Genomic DNA, 18,174 nt, shown 5'->3' on the forward strand with positions numbered 1-18,174 from the left:
CGCTCGACGGGCTCGACGGGATCGAGATCGAGGGATTCGAGGCCGGGTCCGCTGGTGGACTCCTGGCCCTTCGCTGATCAGGGAGATGTTGATGGCTCAGTCGCGGATCGAGGACATCTGGCCGCTGTCGCCGTTGCAGGCCGGGTTGCTCTTCCACGCGGTCTACGACGGCGAGGGCCACGATGTCTACATCGGACACTGGATCCTGGACCTGGACGGTCCGGTGGACACGGGGCGGCTGCGCGCGTCGTGGGCGGCGCTGCTGGACCGGCACGCCCCGCTGCGCGCCTGCTTCCGGCAGCGCAAGTCCGGTGAGACGGTGCAGATCATCGCCCGGCGCGTCGAGCTGCCGTGGCGCGAGGTCGACCTCGCCCACCTCGACGACCCCGCGCCCGCCGTGCGCGAGCTGGCCGAGGCGGACCGCACCACGAGGTTCGACCTGGCCACCGCGCCGCTGCTGCGGCTGACCCTGGTCCGCCTCGCCGACGACCGCCACCGCCTGGTCCTGACCTGCCACCACACCGTCGTCGACGGCTGGTCGCTGCCGGTCATGATCGACGAGCTGGCGAAGCTCTATGCCGCGGGCGGCGACCCGGCGGTCCTCCCCGCGGTGACCTCGTACCGCGACTACCTCACGTGGCTCGGCGCGCAGGACAAGGAAAAGGCCTTGTCCGCCTGGGAAACCGAGCTGCGCGGCGTCGACGAGCCGACCCTCGTGGCGCCCGCCGACCCGGGCCGGGCGCCCGGCGTCCCGGAGAGCGTCGAGGTCGACCTGCCCGCGGACCTCACGCGGTCGCTCGGCGAACTGGCCCGCGGCAACGGGTTGACCCTGAACACGGTCGTGCAGGGCGCGTGGGCGCTGGTGCTGGCGCAGCTGGCCGGGCGCGCCGACGTGGTGTTCGGCGCGGCGGTGTCGGCGCGCCCGCCGGACCTGCCCGGCGTGGAGGGGATGGTGGGGCTGTTCCTCAACACCGTGCCCGTGCGCGTGCGGCTGCGCGGTTCGACACCGGTCGTCGACCTGCTGGCGGAGTTGCAGGAGCGGCAGTCGGCGCTGATCCCCGACCAGTTCGTGGGGCTGTCCGACATCCAGCAGGCGGCGGGCCCCGGCGCGGTCTTCGACACGCTGATCGTCTTCGAGGGCTTCCACCACGCGCCCGCCGAGTCCGCCGACACCTTCGGCATCCGGGTCAACCAGGGCCGGATCGCCGCCCACTACCCGTTGACGCTGGTCGCCGTCCCCGGCGAATCGATGCTCATCAAGCTGGACTACCTGACGGAGCTGTTCGACCAGGCCGCCGCGCTCGCCATCGTCGAGCGGTTCACCGGTGTGCTGCGCGCGTTGACGGCCACGGGCGACGCCACGGTGGCCGACATCGAGGTGACGACGGCCGCCGAGCGCGGGCTGGTGCTCGACGAGTGGGGTGCGTCGTCCACCGCGGCCCCGGCCGTGCCCGCGCTGGAGCTGTTCGGCCGCCAGGTCGCGAACCGCCGCGACGAGGTCGCGGTCGTCGACGGCGACCAGGCGCTGACCTACGGGGAACTGGCCGAGTACGCCGAGCGGCTCGCGGGGTGGCTGAGCGGTCGCGGCGTCCGGCCCGGTGACCGGGTGGCCGTGGTGATGGACCGGTCGCCCGACCTGATCGCGACGCTGCTCGCGGTGTGGCAGGCGGGTGCGGCGTTCGTGCCGGTGGACCCCGCGTACCCCGTGGAGCGCGTGAAGTTCATGCTCGCGGACGCCGAACCCGCCGCGGTGGTGTGCGTGAAGGCGTACCGGGACACCGTGCTGGACGGCGGCCTCGACCCGGTCGTCCTCGACGACCCCGAGACGCGGCAGGCGGTGGCGCGGTGCGCGCGCCTGTCGGTCGGTGCGAGCGCCGATGCCTTGGCGTACGTGATGTACACGTCCGGGTCGACGGGCACGCCGAAGGGCGTCGCGGTGTCGCACGCGGCTGTCTCGGCGCTGGTCGGGGAACCGGGTTGGCGGGTGCGGTCCGACGACGCGGTACTGGTGCACGCCTCGCACGCGTTCGACATCTCCCTGTTCGAGATCTGGGTGCCGCTGCTGTCCGGTGCCCGGCTGGTGCTGGCCGGTTCGGGTGCGGTCGACGGCGCGGCGCTGGCCGGGTACGTGGCGCGCGGCGTCACGGCCGCGCACCTGACCGCCGGTGCTTTCCGGGTGCTGGCCGAGGAGTCGCCGGAGTCGGTCGCCGGTCTGCGCGAGGTGCTGACCGGTGGTGACGCGGTGCCGCTGTCGGCGGTGGAGCGGGTCCGGCTGGCCTGCCCCGGCGTGCGGGTGCGGCACCTCTACGGGCCGACGGAAGCCACGCTGTGCGCGACGTGGTGGCTGCTCGAACCCGGTGACGAGACGGGGTCCGTGCTGCCGATCGGACGGCCGTTGGCGGGTCGGCGCGCCTATGTCCTCGACGCGTTCCTGCGTCCTGTGCCCGCGGGGGTCGCGGGTGAGCTGTACGTGGCCGGAGCCGGTGTGGCGCGGGGATATCTGGGCCGCCCGGTGCTGACGGCCGAGCGGTTCGTCGCCGACCCGTTCGCCCCCGGTGCGCGGATGTACCGGACCGGCGACCTGGCGTACTGGACCGACCAGGGCACCCTGGCGTTCGCCGGTCGGGCCGACGACCAGGTGAAGATCCGCGGCTACCGGGTGGAGCCCGGCGAGGTGGAGGTGGCCCTCGACCGCCTGCCGGGTGTCGGTCAGGCCGTGGTGGTGGCGCGGGCCGAGCAGCTGATCGGCTACGTGGTGGCCGAGGCCGGTCGCGTCGTCGACCCGGCCGGGCTGCGCGAACAGCTCGCCGAGACGCTGCCCGAGTTCATGGTCCCGGCCGCGGTGCTCGTGCTGGACGAGTTGCCGTTGACGGTCAACGGGAAGGTGGACCGGCAGGCGCTGCCCGAACCCGACTTCGCCTCGAAGGCCGTCGGCCGGGAGCCCGCCACCGAGGCGGAGAAGGTCCTGTGTGGAGTGTTCGCCGAGGTGCTCGGGCTGGACCGGGTCGGGGTCGAGGACAGCTTCTTCGAGTTGGGTGGCGACTCGATCTCGTCGATGCAGGTGGCCGCTCGCGCGCGTCGTGACGGCATCTCGCTGACCCCGCGTCAGGTGTTCGAACTCCGGACCCCGGAGCGCTTGGCGGTGCTGGCCCAGGAGGACCGCGCGACCCAGGACTCCACAGTGGACTCCGGGGTCGGGGAGATCCCGTGGCCGCCGGTGATGCGCGCCATCGGGGACGACGCCGTGCGCCCCGGTTTCGTGCAGGCGCGAGTCGTCGTCACCCCGGCGGGCTTCGACCCCGACGCGCTGGTCACCGCCCTGCGGGCCGTGATGGACGCGCACGACCTGCTGCGGGCGCGGGTGGAGTCCGACGGGCGGCTGGTCGTGGCCGCGCGGGGTACGGTCGACGCGGCGAGCCTGGTCACCCGGGTCAAGGCCGCGGACGGCGACCTCGACGAGTTCGCCCACCGGCAGGTCGGCGCGGTCGCAGGCACGGTGGACCCGGCAGCGGGAACCGTCGTCCGGGCCGTGTGGGTCGACGCGGGGGACACGGGCCGGTTGGTGCTGGTCGCGCACCACCTGGCGGTCGACGCGGTCTCGTGGGGGATCCTGCTGCCCGACCTGCGCGCGGCCTACGACCAGGTGGTCTCCGGCGGCACCCCCGACCTCGACCCAGCGACGACGCCGTACCGGCAGTGGGCGCGGCGGCTGGCCGATCAGGCGTCGAGCGCGGGCACGGTGGCCGAGATCGACCACTGGGCTGCCACCCTCGACGGCGCCGACACCGAACTGGCGCAGCCCACCGGCCAGTCCCACTCGTGGTCGCGGACCGTGTCCGGCGTCGAGGCGTGGAACCTCGTCGGTCACCTGCCGAGCGCCTTCCACTGCGGTGTCCAGGAAGTCCTGCTCGCCGGGCTCGCGGGCGCGGTGGCGCGGTGGCGCGACGCGCCGGCCGGGGTGTTGGTCGACGTGGAAGGCCACGGCAGGCACGCCGTCGACGGTGAGGATCTGCTGCGCACCGTGGGCTGGTTCACCAGCGTGCACCCGGTCCGCCTCGACGTCACCGGTATCGACCTGGCGGGCGCGGCGGTGGGGACGGCAGCGGCCGGAGAGCTGCTGAAGTCCGTCAAGGAGCGGGTCCGCGCCGTCCCCGGTGACGGTCTCGGCTACGGGCTCCTGCGGCACCTCAACCCCGACACCGCGGGCAGGCTCGCCGACCTGCCGTCCGCGTGGATCGGGTTCAACTACCTAGGCCGGGCGGCCACCGCCACCGCGGACACCGCGTGGCAGCTCAGCGAAGGACCGCTCGGCGCGGGCTCGGACGTGGTCTTGGCGCACTCGCTGGAGATCGGCGCGGACGTCCGGGACACGCCGGACGGGCCCCGGCTGCGGCTCACCATCGACAGCCGGGGCCTCGACCCCGCCGAGGTGGAACGGCTCGGCGCGGCCTGGCTGGAGCTGCTGACCGGCCTCGCCGCGCACGCCGAGGACCCCGCCGCGGGCGGCCACACGCCATCCGACTTCGACCTCGTCGAGGTGACGTCGCGGGACCTGGCCGAGCTTTCGGTCGCCGTCCCCGCGTTGGCGGACATCTGGTCGCTGTCCCCGTTGCAGGCGGGCATGCTCTTCGAGCGGGCCGTCGCCGAGGACGGCGTCGACGTCTACCAGAGCCAGCGGATCCTCGACCTCGACGGGCCGCTCGACGCGGCACGGCTGCGCGCGGCCTGGAACCAGGTCCTCGCCCGGCACGAGTCGCTGCGGGCGTCCTTCCACCAGCTGGGCTCCGGCGAGGCGGTCCAGGTGGTCGCGGCCGACGTCGACGTCCCCTGGCGCGAGGCGGATGTGTCCGGTCTCGCCACGGTGGCTGCGGAAGCGGAGGTCAACCGGCTGCTCGCGACCGACCGGGCGGAGCGGTTCGACGTGACCGCGGCGCCCCTGCTGCGGCTGCTGCTGATCCGCGTCGCCGCGAACCGGCACCGGCTCGTGCTGACCTCCCACCACATCCTCCTCGACGGCTGGTCGACCCCGCTCGTGCTGGGCGAGGTGTCGACCGCCTACGCCGGTACGCGCATCCCGTCGACGGCACCGTCCTACCGGGACTACCTGACCTGGCTCCGCCGCCGAGACCAGGACGCGACCCGGTCGGCGTGGCGGGCCGCACTCGAGGGTTCTGACGAGCCGACCGTGGTCGACGTCGACGCGGACAAGTCGGCGGTGATGCCCGACAACCACGCCGAATCGTTGTCCGAGGACGCGACCCGGGCCCTCACCGACTTCGCCCGCGGCCACGGCCTCACGCTGAGCACCGTCGTGCACGGCGCCTGGGCGCTCGTGCTGGCGCGGCTGGCGGGCCGCACCGACGTGGTCTTCGGGACCGTGGTGTCGGGGCGGCCCGCGGACGTGCCGGACGTCGAGCGGACGGTCGGCATGTTCATCAACACCGTCCCGGTCCGGGTGCGGCTCGACGCGGGCACGCCGGTGCTGGACCTGCTCCACGACCTGCAACGCGGCCAGGTGGCGTTGACCGAGCACCAGTACCAGGGGTTGCCCGAGATCCAGAAGGCGGCGGGCCCCGGCGCGGTCTTCGACACCATCGTCATGATCGAGAACTACCCGCACACCGCCGCCGGGCTCGGCGACGGCGGCCCCGCGATCAGCGCGGTCGTCACCCGCACCGGCACCAGCTACCCGCTGACCATGAACGTCAGCCCCGGCGAGCGGCTGCGGGTCAACGTGGCCTACCGGCCCGACCGGATCACCCCGGGCACGGCGGCCGAGGTCGCCCGGCAGGTCGTGCGGGTCATCGAGCGGGTGGTGGCCGAACCCGGACTGCCCGTCGGCCGCCTCGGCGTGACCAGCGACGCGACACGCGCTTCGGTGGTGAAGCACTGGAACGCGACCGGGCGCGCCAACCGCGGTCCGTCCGTGCTGGAGCTGTTCCGGCGCCAGGTCGGCGCGTCCCCGGACGCCGTGGCTGTCGTGGACGGGAACCGCACCCTGACCTACACCGACCTGGACCGGGAAGCGGACCGGCTCGCCGGGCACCTGGCGGCCGTGGGCGTGCGGCGGGGAGACCGCGTCGGCGTGGTGCTGGAACGCGGCGCGGACCTGTTCGTCGCGCTGCTCGCGGTCTGGAAGGCCGGGGCCGCGCAGGTTCCGGTGAACGTGGACTACCCGGCGGAGCGGATCGCGCGGATGCTGGCCGACGCGCGCGCCTCGGTGGCGGTCTGCGTGACCGCGACCCGCGACGCGGTGCCGGACGGTGTCGAGCCGGTCGTCGCCGACGGCCCGGCGATCGACGGCGTTGCGCCTGTGGTCGCGGTCGGGGCGCACGACGTGGCCTACGTGATGTACACGTCCGGATCGACCGGTGTGCCCAAGGGCGTCGCGGTGCCGCACGGCAGCGTGGCGGCCTTGGCGGGCGACCCGGGGTGGTCGCAGGGCCCCGACGACCACGTGCTGCTGCACGCCTCGCACGCGTTCGACGCGTCGCTGGTCGAGATCTGGGTGCCGCTGGTCAACGGCGCCCGCGTGGTGGTCGCCGAACCGGGCGCGGTCGACGCGCAGCGGCTGCGCGCGGCCGTCGCGAACGGCGTGACCACCGTCCACCTGACGGCCGGGACCTTCCGCGTGGTGGCCGAGGAGTCGCCCGAGTCCTTCCGGGGGCTGCGGGAGATCCTGACCGGCGGCGACGCGGTCCCGCTGGCCTCCGTCGAACGGCTCCGCCGCGCGTGCCCGGACGTCCGCGTGCGCCAGCTCTACGGCCCCACCGAGATCACCCTCTGCGCCACCTGGCTCGTCATCGAGCCGGGCGTCGAAACGGGTGCCACCCTGCCGATCGGCAAGCCGCTGGCGGGCCGCCAGGCGTTCGTGCTCGACGCGTTCCTCCAGCCGGTGGCGCCGAACGTGACCGGCGAGCTGTACTTGGCGGGCGCGGGCCTGGCGCACGGCTACCTGGGCGCGGTCGCGGCGACCTCCGAGCGGTTTGTCGCCAACCCGTTCGCCGTAGGTGAGCGGATGTACCGCACCGGTGACCTGGCGCGTTGGACGGACCAGGGCGAGCTGCTGTTCGCCGGGCGGGCCGACTCCCAGGTGAAGATCCGGGGCTACCGCGTCGAACCCGGCGAGATCGAGGCCGCGCTGGTCGCCGTTCCCGATGTCGCGCAAGCGGTTGTCGTGGCGCGGGAAGGCCGGCCCGGCGAGAAGCGCCTGATCGCGTACGTGACCGCGGAAGCGGGGCAGGCGCTGGATTCCGAGGCCGTTCGCACGCACCTCGCGGCGCGGCTGCCGGAGTTCATGGTGCCCGCCGTGGTGCTCGTGCTGGACACCTTCCCGTTGACGCTCAACGGGAAGATCGACCGCGCGGCCCTGCCCGCCCCCGACTTCACCGGCAGGCCAACGGGCCGCGAACCGCGCACCGAGGCCGAACGGGTGCTGTGCGACCTGTTCGCCGAGATCCTCGGGCTGGACCGGGTCGGCCCCGACGACGGGTTCTTCGAGCTGGGCGGCGACTCGATCCTCTCGATGCGGCTGGCGGCCCGCGCGCGCCGCGAGGACTTCGTCTTCGGTGCCAAGCAGGTCTTCGAGCAGAAGACACCGGCCGGGATCGCGGCCGTCGCCGAACGCGGCGGGCCGACGCGGGCCGACTCCGCCGACGGCGTCGGCGAGGTCCCGTGGACGCCGGTTGTGCGGGCACTGCTGGAGAACGACCCCGGCGCGATGAGCCAGGGCACCCTTTCGCAGTGGGTGACCGTGGGCGCCCCCGCCGACCTGTCGGTGGCGGCGCTGATCGCCGGGTTCCGCGCGGTGATCGACGCGCACGACATGGTGCGCAGCCGAGTCGAGACCGACGGCGAAGGGCCCCGGCTGGTCGTGGCCGAGCGCGGGGCGGTAGACGCGGCGAGGCTGGTCGACCGCGTCGAGGCCGGTTCCGGCGACCTCGACGAGATCGCGGACCGCTGCGCGCACGACGCGGCCAGGCGATTGGACCCGACCGCGGGCGTGATGATCCGTGCGGTCTGGGTCGACGCGGGACCCGGCCGCCTCGGGCGGCTCGTGGTCGCGGCGCACCACCTGCTCGTCGACGTCGTGTCGTGGCGGATCCTGCTGCCGGACCTGCGAGTGGCGTACGAGGCCGTCGCCGCGGGCAGGCAACCGGCGCTCGACCCGGTCGGCGTCTCGTTCCGGCGCTGGGCCCGGACACTGGCCGACCAGGCGACGATCCGGACCGGCGAACTGGAGATGTGGACCGGGATCCTCGACGACCCGGGATCGCGGCTGGGCGAGCTGGACCCCAAGCGCGACAACGTGTCCACGGCCGGACGCAAGTCCTGGACCCTGCCCCGCGACAAGGCGGGCGCACTCGTGGAGAAGGCCACCGCGGCCTTCCACTGCGGTGTCCACGAAGTGCTCCTGGCGACCCTCGCGGGCGCGGTGGCCCACTGGCGCGGCGGATCCGCTGTGGTGGTGGACGTCGAAGGCCACGGCCGCCAGTCCATCGACGAACTGGACCTGTCCCGCACCGTCGGCTGGTTCACCGACATCCACCCGCTCCGGCTGGACGTGACCGGGGTCGACACGGCCGCCGTGATCGCGGGCGGCAACGCGGCCGGCCAACTCCTGATGCGCGTCAAGGAGAACGTGCGCGCGCTGCCCGACGGCGGCCTCGGCTACGGGATGCTGCGGCACCTCAACGACGACACGCGGCAGATCCTCGCGGCACTGCCCAAGGCGGAGATCGGGTTCAACTACCTCGGTCGCTTCCCGTCCCGTCCCGAGGGCGAGGCGCGGCCTTGGGAGCTGATCGGCACCATCGGCGGCGCGGCGGAGCCGGACACGGCCCTGCGGCACGTCGTGGAGATCGACGTCGCCGTGCTCGACGGCGCCGACGGACCCGAGATCAGCCTGACCGCGACCTGGGCGCGCCGGATCCTCGCCGACGCCGACGCGGACGCGCTCGGCACCGCGTGGCTGGCCGTGCTGGCCGGTCTCGCCGCGCACGTCGACGCCGAAGGCGCGGGCGGGCACACGCCGTCGGACTTCCCGCTCATCCCGCTGACCCAGCTGGACGTGGCGGAGGTCGAGGCCGCCGTGCCGAGCCTGCTCGACATCTGGCCGCTCTCGCCGCTGCAGGAGGGCCTGCTCTTCCACGCCGCCGACGAGCGCGGCCCGGACGTCTACGCGGGCATGCGGAAGTTCGCCCTGGACGGTCCGCTGGACGTGGCCCGCTTCCGCGCGTCTTGGCAGGTCCTGCTCGACCGGCACCCCGCCCTGCGGGCCAGCTTCCACCAGCTCGGGTCCGGTGCCGCCGCGCAGGTGATCGCCCGCGAGGTGACGCTGGACTGGTGGGAGACCGACCTGTCCCACCTGCCGGAGGCTGAGGCGCTGGCCGCGTTCGACGACCTCGCGACCCGGGTGCACGCCGAGCGGTTCGACCTGACCTCGGCGCCGCAGCTGCGCCTGCACCTGGTGCGCATCGGCGACCGCAGCCACCGGCTCGTCCTGACCTCGCACCACATCGTGGCCGACGGCTGGTCGCTGCCGCTGATCATCGTCGACGTGCTCACCGCGTACGAGGCGGGCGGTGACGGCGGGTCGTTGCCCGCCGTGACGTCCTACCGCGACTACCTCGCCTGGATCGCCCGCCAGGACAAGGCGGCGGCCCGGGAGGCGTGGCGCACCGAACTCGCCGGTCTCGACGAGGCGACGCACGTCGTGCCGCCGGAGTCGATCATCACGCCGCTGGATCCGGAGCGGGTCGCCTTCGAGCTCGACGACGAGCTGAGCGGGCGGCTGGTGGAGTTCACCCGTCGCCACGGCGTCACGGCGAACACGCTGTTCCAAGGGGTCTGGGCGCTGTTCCTGGCCCAGCTCACCGGTCGCCGGGACGTGGTCTTCGGCGCCGCGGTGGCCGGGCGCCCGCCCGAGATCCCCGGTGTCGAGTCCGCGGTCGGCCTGTTCATGAACATGCTGCCCGTCCGGGCCCGGCTGACCGGTGCCGAGCCGGTCGTCGAGATGCTCAGGGACCTGCAGGAGCGGCAGGTCGCGCTGATCCCGCACCAGCACATCGGCCTCGCGGAGCTGAACCAGCACGCGGGTCCCGGCGCGGCGTTCGACACGATCGTCGTGTTCGAGAACTACCCGCCCCCGCCGCCGAGGTCCGACGGCCCCGACGCGCTCGTCATGCGCCCCGCCGGGATCCCGAACGACACGGGGCACTACCCGCTGTCCATCCGCGGGTCCGTGGCCGGTCGCGTGCACGGCGAGTTCATCTACCGGCCGGACGTGGTCGACCGGTCCGGGGCCGAGGAGATGGTCGCGGCCATCCTGCGCGCACTGGAACAGGTGGTCGCCGAGCCGCGGACACCGATCGGGCGGATCGCGCTGATCGGCCCGGCGCAGCGCCGCCTGGTCGTGGACGAGTGGAGCGGTACCGCGGTGCCGTTGGCGGCCGAAGCGCTGCCGGTGCTGTTCCGCAAGCAGGTCGAGCAGTCGCCGGACGCGGTGGCGGTGCAGGACGCGGCGCGGAGCCTGTCCTACGGCGAGGTGCTCGACGAGGTCGAGTCGTTGGCCCGGCTGCTCGTCGGGCTGGGTGTGCGGCGCGAGACCCGCGTGGGTGTGCTCGTGGAGCGCTCGGCCGAGCTGGCGGTGACCCTGATGGGGGTGCTGTTCGCGGGCGGGGCGTTCGTGCCGGTGGACCCGGAGTACCCCACCGAGCGGATCGAGCTGATGCTGGCGAGTTCCGTGCCTGAGGTGCTGGTCTGCACGACCGCGACCCGCGCCGTGGTGCCCGCCGACTTCGCGGGCACGGTCCTGGTGCTCGACGAGCTGCCCGCCGCCGACCCGTCGGTCGACTTGCCGCCGGTGGCGCCGGAGGACGCGGCGTACGTGATCTACACGTCCGGGTCGACCGGGGTGCCCAAGGGCGTCCTGGTCACGCATTCCGGGCTCGCCAACCTGGCCTACGCGCACATCGAGCGGATGGCCGTGACGTCGTCGTCGCGGGTCTTGCAGCTGTCCGCGATCGGGTTCGACGCCATCGTCTCCGAGCTGTACATGGCCCTGCTGGCGGGCGGGACCCTGGTGCTGCCCGACGCGGCGAGCATGCCGCCCCGGGTGACGCTGGGCGACACGCTGCGCCGGTGGGGGATCACCCACCTCACGGTGTCGCCGAGCATCCTGGCGGTCGAGGACGACCTGCCGGACACCCTGCGGACCGTGCTGACCGGCGGCGAGGTGCTGCCGCCCGCGCTGGTGGACCGCTGGTCGCCGGGCCGCCGGATGATCAACGCGTACGGGCCGACCGAGACCACGATCTGCTCGACGATGAGCGCCCCGCTGTCCCCGGGGCACGAGGTGGTCCCACTTGGTGGCCCGATCCACAACGTGCGGCACTACGTGCTCGACGCGTTCCTGCAGCCGGTGGCGCCGGGGGTGGCGGGCGAGCTGTACATCACCGGTGTCGGTCTCGCCCGCGGCTACCTCGGTCGCCCGGGCCTGACCGCCGAGCGGTTCGTCGCCAACCCGTTCGCCCCCGGGGAGCGGATGTACCGCTCCGGAGACCGGTTCCGCTGGAGCCGGGACGGCCAGCTGGTCTTCGTCGGCCGGGCTGACACGCAGGTCAAGGTGCGTGGGTACCGGGTCGAGCCCGCCGAGGTCGAGGCCGTGCTCGCCGACCACGCCGGGGTTTCCCAGGTGGCCGTCGCCGTGCGCCGGGACGGGCCGGGGGAGAAGCAACTGGTGGCCTACGTCGTCCCGACGGCCGAGGCGGCGGTCGCGGCGGTCGCGCTGATGACCACCCTGCGCGCACTGGCGGCCGAGCGCCTGCCGGAGTACATGATGCCCGCGGCGTTCGTACCGCTGGACCGGATGCCCTTGACCCCCAACGGAAAGCTCGACAGCCGGGCGTTGCAGGCGCCGGACTTCGCGGGCCTTTCGTCCAAACGGGACCCGCGCACGGCCATGGAGGCGCGGCTGTGCGAGCTGTTCGCGGAGGTGCTCGGCCTCGACCGGGTGGGTGCCGAGGACAGCTTCTTCGAACTCGGCGGCGACTCGATCACCTCGATGCAGCTGTCCGCCCGCGCCCGCCGGAAGGGCCTGGAGCTGTCCCCGTGGCAGGTGTTCGACGAGCGGACCCCGGAGCGGCTGGCGCTGCTCGTCACGGAACTGGCGGCCGACGGCGCCGCGGCGGCGCCGCAGCCCGAGGTGGGCATGCTCGTCGACCTCTCCGCCGACCAGATGGACCAACTAGAGGCCGGGCTGGCCGGCGAATGACCCGCCAGGAGGAGCAGATCGTGACCGTTGACGACACCCGCGCGAAGCCGCGCTCCAGCGTGGAGGACGTCTGGCCGCTCTCGCCGTTGCAGGAGGGCATGCTCTACCACTCCGCCCTCGACACGGACGGCCTCGACACCTACACCGTGCAGACCGTCTACGGCATCGACGGCCCGCTCGACGCCGCGCGGCTGCGGGCGTCGTGGCAGGCGCTCGTGGCGCGGCACGCCGCGCTGCGGGCCTGCTTCCGCTACGTCAGCGGCGCGCGGATGGTGCAGGTCATCGCGCGGGACGCCGAGATCCCCTGGCGCGAAACGGATCTCTCCGGGCTGCCGGAGGACATCGCCGACGGCGAGGTGGACCGGCTGGCGGCCGCGGAGCTGGCCGACCGGCTGCGCATCGACGCGGCGCCGCTGACCAAGCTGCACCTGGTCCGGCTCGCCCCGGACCGGCACCGGCTCGTGCACACCCTGCACCACGTGCTGGTCGACGGCTGGTCGATGCCGATCATCCACCGCGAGCTGGCCGCGATCTACGCGGCGGGCGGCGACGCGTCCGGGCTACCCGACACGGTGTCCTATCGGGACTATCTGGCCTGGCTGGCCAGGCAGGACAAGGAAGCCGCCAAGGCCGCCTGGCGGGCCGAACTGTCCGGTGTGGACACACCGACCACGGTCGCCTCGGTCGACCCGACCCGCGTGCCGGACATCGACACCGCGATCGTCGAGCTGCCCGAGGAGCTGACGGAAGGCCTGGCGCGCCTGGCGCGCGGCCAGGGCCTCACGCTGAACACCGTCGTGCAGGGCGCGTGGGCCGTCGTGCTGGCGCACCTGGCGGGCCGCACGGACGTGGTGTTCGGCGCGACCGCGTCGGGGCGGCCCGCCGAGCTGCCCGGCGTGGAGTCGATGGTCGGCCAGCTGCTCAACACCCTGCCCGTGCGGGTCCGGCTCGACGGCGCGCGGCGGGCCGTCGACCTGTTCGCCGACCTCCAGCGGACCCAATCGGCACTGATGGCCCACCAGCACCTCGGCCTGCAAGAGGTGCAGACCGCCGCCGGTCCCGGGGCGTCGTTCGACACGCTCGTCATCTACGAGAACTTCCCCCGCAAGGGATTGGGGCGGCCCGAGGGCGGTGGCCTGGCGCTGCTCCCGGTGAAGCGGGGTCGCAACTCCTCGCACTACCCGCTCACCCTGATCACCGGTCCCGGCGACCGGATGCCGCTCATCCTCGACTACGACCAGGGCGTGTTCGACCGGACCGCCGCCGAGTCGGTCGTCGGCTCGCTGGCCCGCGTGCTGGCGCGGCTGGTCGCCGAGCCGGACGTGCTCATCGGCCGCCTGACGCTGCTGAGCGAGGCCGAACGCGCCCTGGTGGTGGACGAGTGGAACGCGACCGAGGGCCCGGTGCCCGGGGACTCGGTCGTCGAGCTGTTCGCGCGGCGGGTGGCCGCCGCGCCGGACGCCGTGGCGATCACCGACGCCGCGGGCGCGGACCTGACCTACGCCGAGGTCGACCGGGCGTCGAACCGGCTGGCGACCCACCTCGCCGGTCGCGGCGTCGGCCGCGGTGACCGCGTCGGCGTGGCCATGGAGCGGTCGCCGGACCTGCTGATCACCTTCCTGGCGATCTGGAAGGCGGGCGCCGCCTACGTTCCCGTGGACGTCGAGTACCCGGCCGAGCGGATCGCGTTCATCCTCGCCGACTCCGAGATCTCGCTCGTCGTCTGCACCGGGGCCACCAGCGGGGTCGTGCCGGACGGCGCGATCGTGCTCGACGCGCCGGACACCCGCGCCGCCATCGATGGCAGTGCTGCCACGGTATCCGGGGTCCCGATCGGCGCCGACGACCTGGCGTACGTCATGTACACCTCGGGCTCCACCGGTGTCCCCAAGGGCGTGGCCATCCCGCACGGCGCGGTGGCCGGTCTGGCGGGCGACGCGGGCTGGCAGCTCGGCCCCGACGACGGCGTCCTGATGCACGCGACGCACGTCTTCGACCCCTCGCTCTACGCGATGTGGGTCCCGCTCGTCACCGGCGGCCGGGTCCTGCTGACCGAGCCCGGGATCCTCGACGCGGGCGGGGTGCGCCAAGCCGTCGCGCGGGGCGCGACCGCCGTCCACCTCACCGCCGGGACCTTCCGCGCGCTCGCGGAGACCTCCCCGGAGTGCTTCACGGGTCTGGTCGAGATCGGGACCGGCGGGGACGTCGTGCCCGCGCAGTCCGTGGCGAACCTGCGCCGGGCCCAGCCCGACCTGCGGGTGCGCAACACCTACGGGCCGACCGAGACCACGCTGTGCGCGACGTGGCTGCCGATCGAACCCGGTGACGTGGTCGAGCGGGAGCTGCCGATCGGCCACCCCATGGCCAACCGCATGATCTACATCCTCGACGCGTTCCTGCGCCCGGTCGCGCCGGGTGTGGCGGGTGAGCTGTACATCGCGGGCACCGGACTGGCTCGCGGGTACCTCGCCAAGCCGGGCCTGACGGCCGAGCGGTTCGTGGCGTGCCCGTTCCGCGCCGGTGAGCGCATGTACCGCACCGGCGACCTGGCGCGCTGGACCCGTGACGGCGAGGTGGTGTTCCTCGGCCGCACCGACGAGCAGGTGAAGATCCGCGGCTACCGGGTGGAACTCGGCGAGGTGGAGGCCGCGCTGGCCGCCCAGCCGGGCGTGGTCGAGGCCGTCGTCCTGGCGCGCGAGGACCAGCCGGGGGAGAAGCGCCTGGTGGGCTACGTCGTCTCCGACGGCGGCGACGCCGGGCCGGAGGAGATCCGGCGGCAGCTGGGGTTGGCCCTGCCCGAGTACATGGTGCCGATCGCGGTCGTCCTGCTGGCGGGCCTGCCGGTCACCCCCAACGGCAAGGTCGACCGACGGGCCCTGCCCGCCCCGGACCTCGCCGGGCGCGCGTCGGACAAGTCGCCGGAGAGCGAGGCCGAGAAGGTGCTCTGCGCGCTCTTCGCCGAGATCCTCGGCGTCGAGCGGGTCGGGGTCGACGACGCCTTCCACGACCTGGGCGGGAGTTCGGCGCTGGCCATGCGGCTCATCGCCCGGATCCGCGAGGAGTTGGGTGCTGACCTGCCGGTCCGGCAGCTGTTCTCCTCGCCGACCCCGGCCGGTGTCGCCCGGGCGCTCGCCGCGAAGTCGCGGCCCGCGCTGGAGGCCGCCGAGCGGCCCGAGCGGGTGCCGCCGACGGCCCGGCAGTTCCGCGCCTGGCTGCTGGCCCAGCCCGGCGAGGAGACCGCGGGCCACCACATCGTGGTCGCGCTGCGCCTGCGCGGCAGACTGGACGTGCCCGCGCTGGCGGCGGCGCTCGGCGATGTCGCGGCTCGGCACGAGATCTTCCGGACGAGCTTCCCGGGCCACGGGCAGCACGTCCACCAGCACGTCCACGACACCCTGACCGTCGACCTGACCGCGACCCCGGTCACCGAGGACGACCTAGCGGGCGCGCTCGCCGAACGGCGCGACCAGGTCTTCGACCTCACCCGGGACGTGCCGTGGCGGTGCGACCTGTTCGCGCTGTCGGAGAAGGAGCACGTGCTCCAGCTGCGGGTGCACCGGATCCTCGCCGACGACGACTCGGTGGACGTGTTCTTCCGCGACCTGGCCGCCGCCTACGGCGCGCGCCGCGAAGGCCGGGTGCCCCAGCGCGCACCGCTCGCCCTCCAGTTCGCCGACTACGCGATCTGGGAGCGGCGGCTGCTGGCGGACGAGCGCGAACCGGGCAGCCTGATCAACGAGCAGCTGGTCTTCTGGCGGGACGCGCTGGCGGGCGTCGACGGGGAGACCGTGCTCCCGGTCGACCGGCCGCGATCCGCCGTCCCGTCGCGGCGGGCCGGTGCGGTCGCGCTGCGGCTGGGCGCGGAACCGCACGCCCGCTTGCTGGCGGCGGTGGACTCGACGGCCGCGGACACGTACCAGGTGGTGCACGCCGCGCTCGCCGTGCTCTTGGCGGCGCTCGGCGCGGGCCACGACCTGGTGATCGGTACGACGCTGCCGCGCGACGAGGACCTCATCGACCTCGAACCGATGATCGGGCCGTTCGCCCGGCCGCTGCCCCTGCGCACGGACCTCTCGGGTGACCCGACCTTCCTGGAGGTCCTGACGCGGGTGCAGGAGGCGGTCCAGGCCGCGCAGGAGCACCCCGATGTGCCGTTCGAGCGGATCGCGGAGCTGCTGGACCTGCCCGCTTCGCTCTCCCGGCACCCCGTGTTCCAGGTGGGGTTGCGGGTGCTGGAGGAGGACCTGGCCGGGTGGGGCGCGACGGAACTGCCCGGACTGCGCAGCGACGTCGAATCCGCCGGGCACGAGACCACCGAGCTGGACCTGGCGTTCCGGCTCACCGAGCGCCGCGATGACGACGACAACGAGGACGGCATCGACGGCACCCTGCACTACGCCGCCGACCTGTTCGACCGGGACACCGCCGAGTCCGTGGCCCGACGGCTGGTCCGGGTGCTGGAGCAGGTGGCGGCGGACCCCACGCGGCGGATCGGCGAACTCGACGTCTTCCTCGACGACACCGAGCGCGCGCGTCCCCCCATCGCCCCGGCGCGGTGGTCCGGCGCCGCGCCCGCGGCGGTCACCGACCTGGTCGGCGACGGCCCGCTCGGCGCGCTCCTGCTCGACGACCGGCTGCGGCCCGTCGTCCCCGGGGGCGTCGGCACCCTCTACGTCACCGGCGAGGCCGTGGACGCGGGCGACCTGCCGACCGTTCCGTGTCCATTCGGGACTCCCGGGCACCAGATGCTGAACACGGGCCTGTTGGCGCGCAAGACTTCCGCCAAGAAACTGGTCGTCGTGGGCGAGCGGCGGCGGTCGAGTGCGTCGGTGAAGACCGGGGACTACGAGATCCTGCTGCCGTTGCAGGCGGGTGGCGGTCGTCCGCCGCTGTTCTGCGTCCACGCGAGCGGTGGCCTGAGCTGGAATTACGCGCCGCTGGTGCGGCACCTCCCGCCGGACCAGCCGGTCTACGGCGTGCAGGCGCGCGGCTTGGCCCGCACGGAACCCTTGCCGGGCAGCGTCGACGAGATGGCGCGCGACTACCTCGCACAGATCCGCGCCGTGCAGCCGAATGGGCCGTACCACCTCCTCGGGTGGTCGCTCGGCGGCCGGATCGCGCAGGCGATGGCCAAGCTGATCGAGGCGGACGGCGAGCAGGTCGGCCTGCTCGCGCTGCTCGACGCCTACCCCGTCTACATGGGACGGAAGGCGACCGGCACGCCGAGCGAGGAGGCCGCGCGCGAGGAGGACGCGCTGGAGAAGCGCAACCAGCAGGACCTGGAACTCGCGGGCCAGCTGGTCCAGGGCGCCGGTGCCCGTGCCCGCCTGGAGGCGGTCATGCGCAACCTCTGGGACGTCGGCCCCGGCCACACCGCGGAGCCCTTCGCGGGCGACGTCCTGCTCTTCGTGGCCACTGTGGACCGTCCCGCGCACCTGCCGGTCGAGGTGGCCACGGCTAGCTGGACGGCCTACACCAGCGGGACGATCGAGTCCCACGAGATCGAGACCGACCACTACCAGATGGTGCAACCCGCGGCCATGGCCCAGATCGGGGCCATCGTCGCCGAGAAGCTCCGGTCGCGGCCGGAGAGCGAGAGGACGCAGCGATGACCAACCCCTTCGACAACGAAGACGGCGCCTTTTTCGTGCTGGTCAACGACGAGGGCCAGCACTCCATCTGGCCGACCTTCGCGGAGGTGCCCGCGGGCTGGACCCGCGCGTACGGCGAGGCCACCCGCCAGGAGTGCCTCGCCTACGTCGAGGAGCACTGGACGGACCTGCGGCCCAAGAGCCTGATCCAGGAAACCCAGGAGATCGGCGCCTGATCGCGAGGTGTCCGACTGCTCGACGCGGGCGGTTGGACGAGCCCGTCGCTCGTCCGACCGCCCGCCGACCACC

Annotated in this window: 3 protein-coding genes; all 3 read left to right on the top strand. The window is 73.7% G+C overall.

The window, feature by feature from the left end; genetic code table 11:
* The first annotated feature begins 91 nt into the window (after positions 1-91).
* From CLV40_RS08855 to CLV40_RS08865, 3 genes are read left to right on the top strand one after another with little or no spacing between them, the layout of a single operon-like run.
* The gene (locus CLV40_RS08855; RefSeq protein ID WP_104478729.1) at positions 92-12,274 is read left to right on the top strand and encodes a non-ribosomal peptide synthetase; all 12,183 of its coding nucleotides are present in this window, start codon (positions 92-94) and stop codon (positions 12,272-12,274) included.
* 20 nt (positions 12,275-12,294) lie between these two features.
* Positions 12,295-17,886, top strand: a complete 5,592-nt coding sequence (locus tag CLV40_RS08860) for a non-ribosomal peptide synthetase (RefSeq protein ID WP_104478730.1) — start codon at positions 12,295-12,297, stop codon at positions 17,884-17,886.
* Positions 17,883-18,101, top strand: a complete 219-nt coding sequence (locus CLV40_RS08865) for an MbtH family protein (RefSeq protein WP_104478382.1) — start codon at positions 17,883-17,885, stop codon at positions 18,099-18,101. Before CLV40_RS08860 ends, CLV40_RS08865 begins: the two co-directional genes overlap by 4 nt.
* Positions 18,102-18,174 lie beyond the last annotated feature (73 nt).

The organism is Actinokineospora auranticolor (assembly GCF_002934265.1).
In the GTDB taxonomy this organism is placed as follows: Bacteria; Actinomycetota; Actinomycetes; order Mycobacteriales; family Pseudonocardiaceae; genus Actinokineospora; species Actinokineospora auranticolor.

Bases quoted from the DNA above. Each gene is read 5' to 3' on its own strand.
- CLV40_RS08865 (WP_104478382.1), top strand. From the start codon at position 17,883: ATGACCAACCCCTTCGACAACGAAGACGGCGCCTTTTTCGTGCTGGTC.
- CLV40_RS08855 (WP_104478729.1), top strand. From the start codon at position 92: ATGGCTCAGTCGCGGATCGAGGACATCTGGCCGCTGTCGCCGTTGCAG.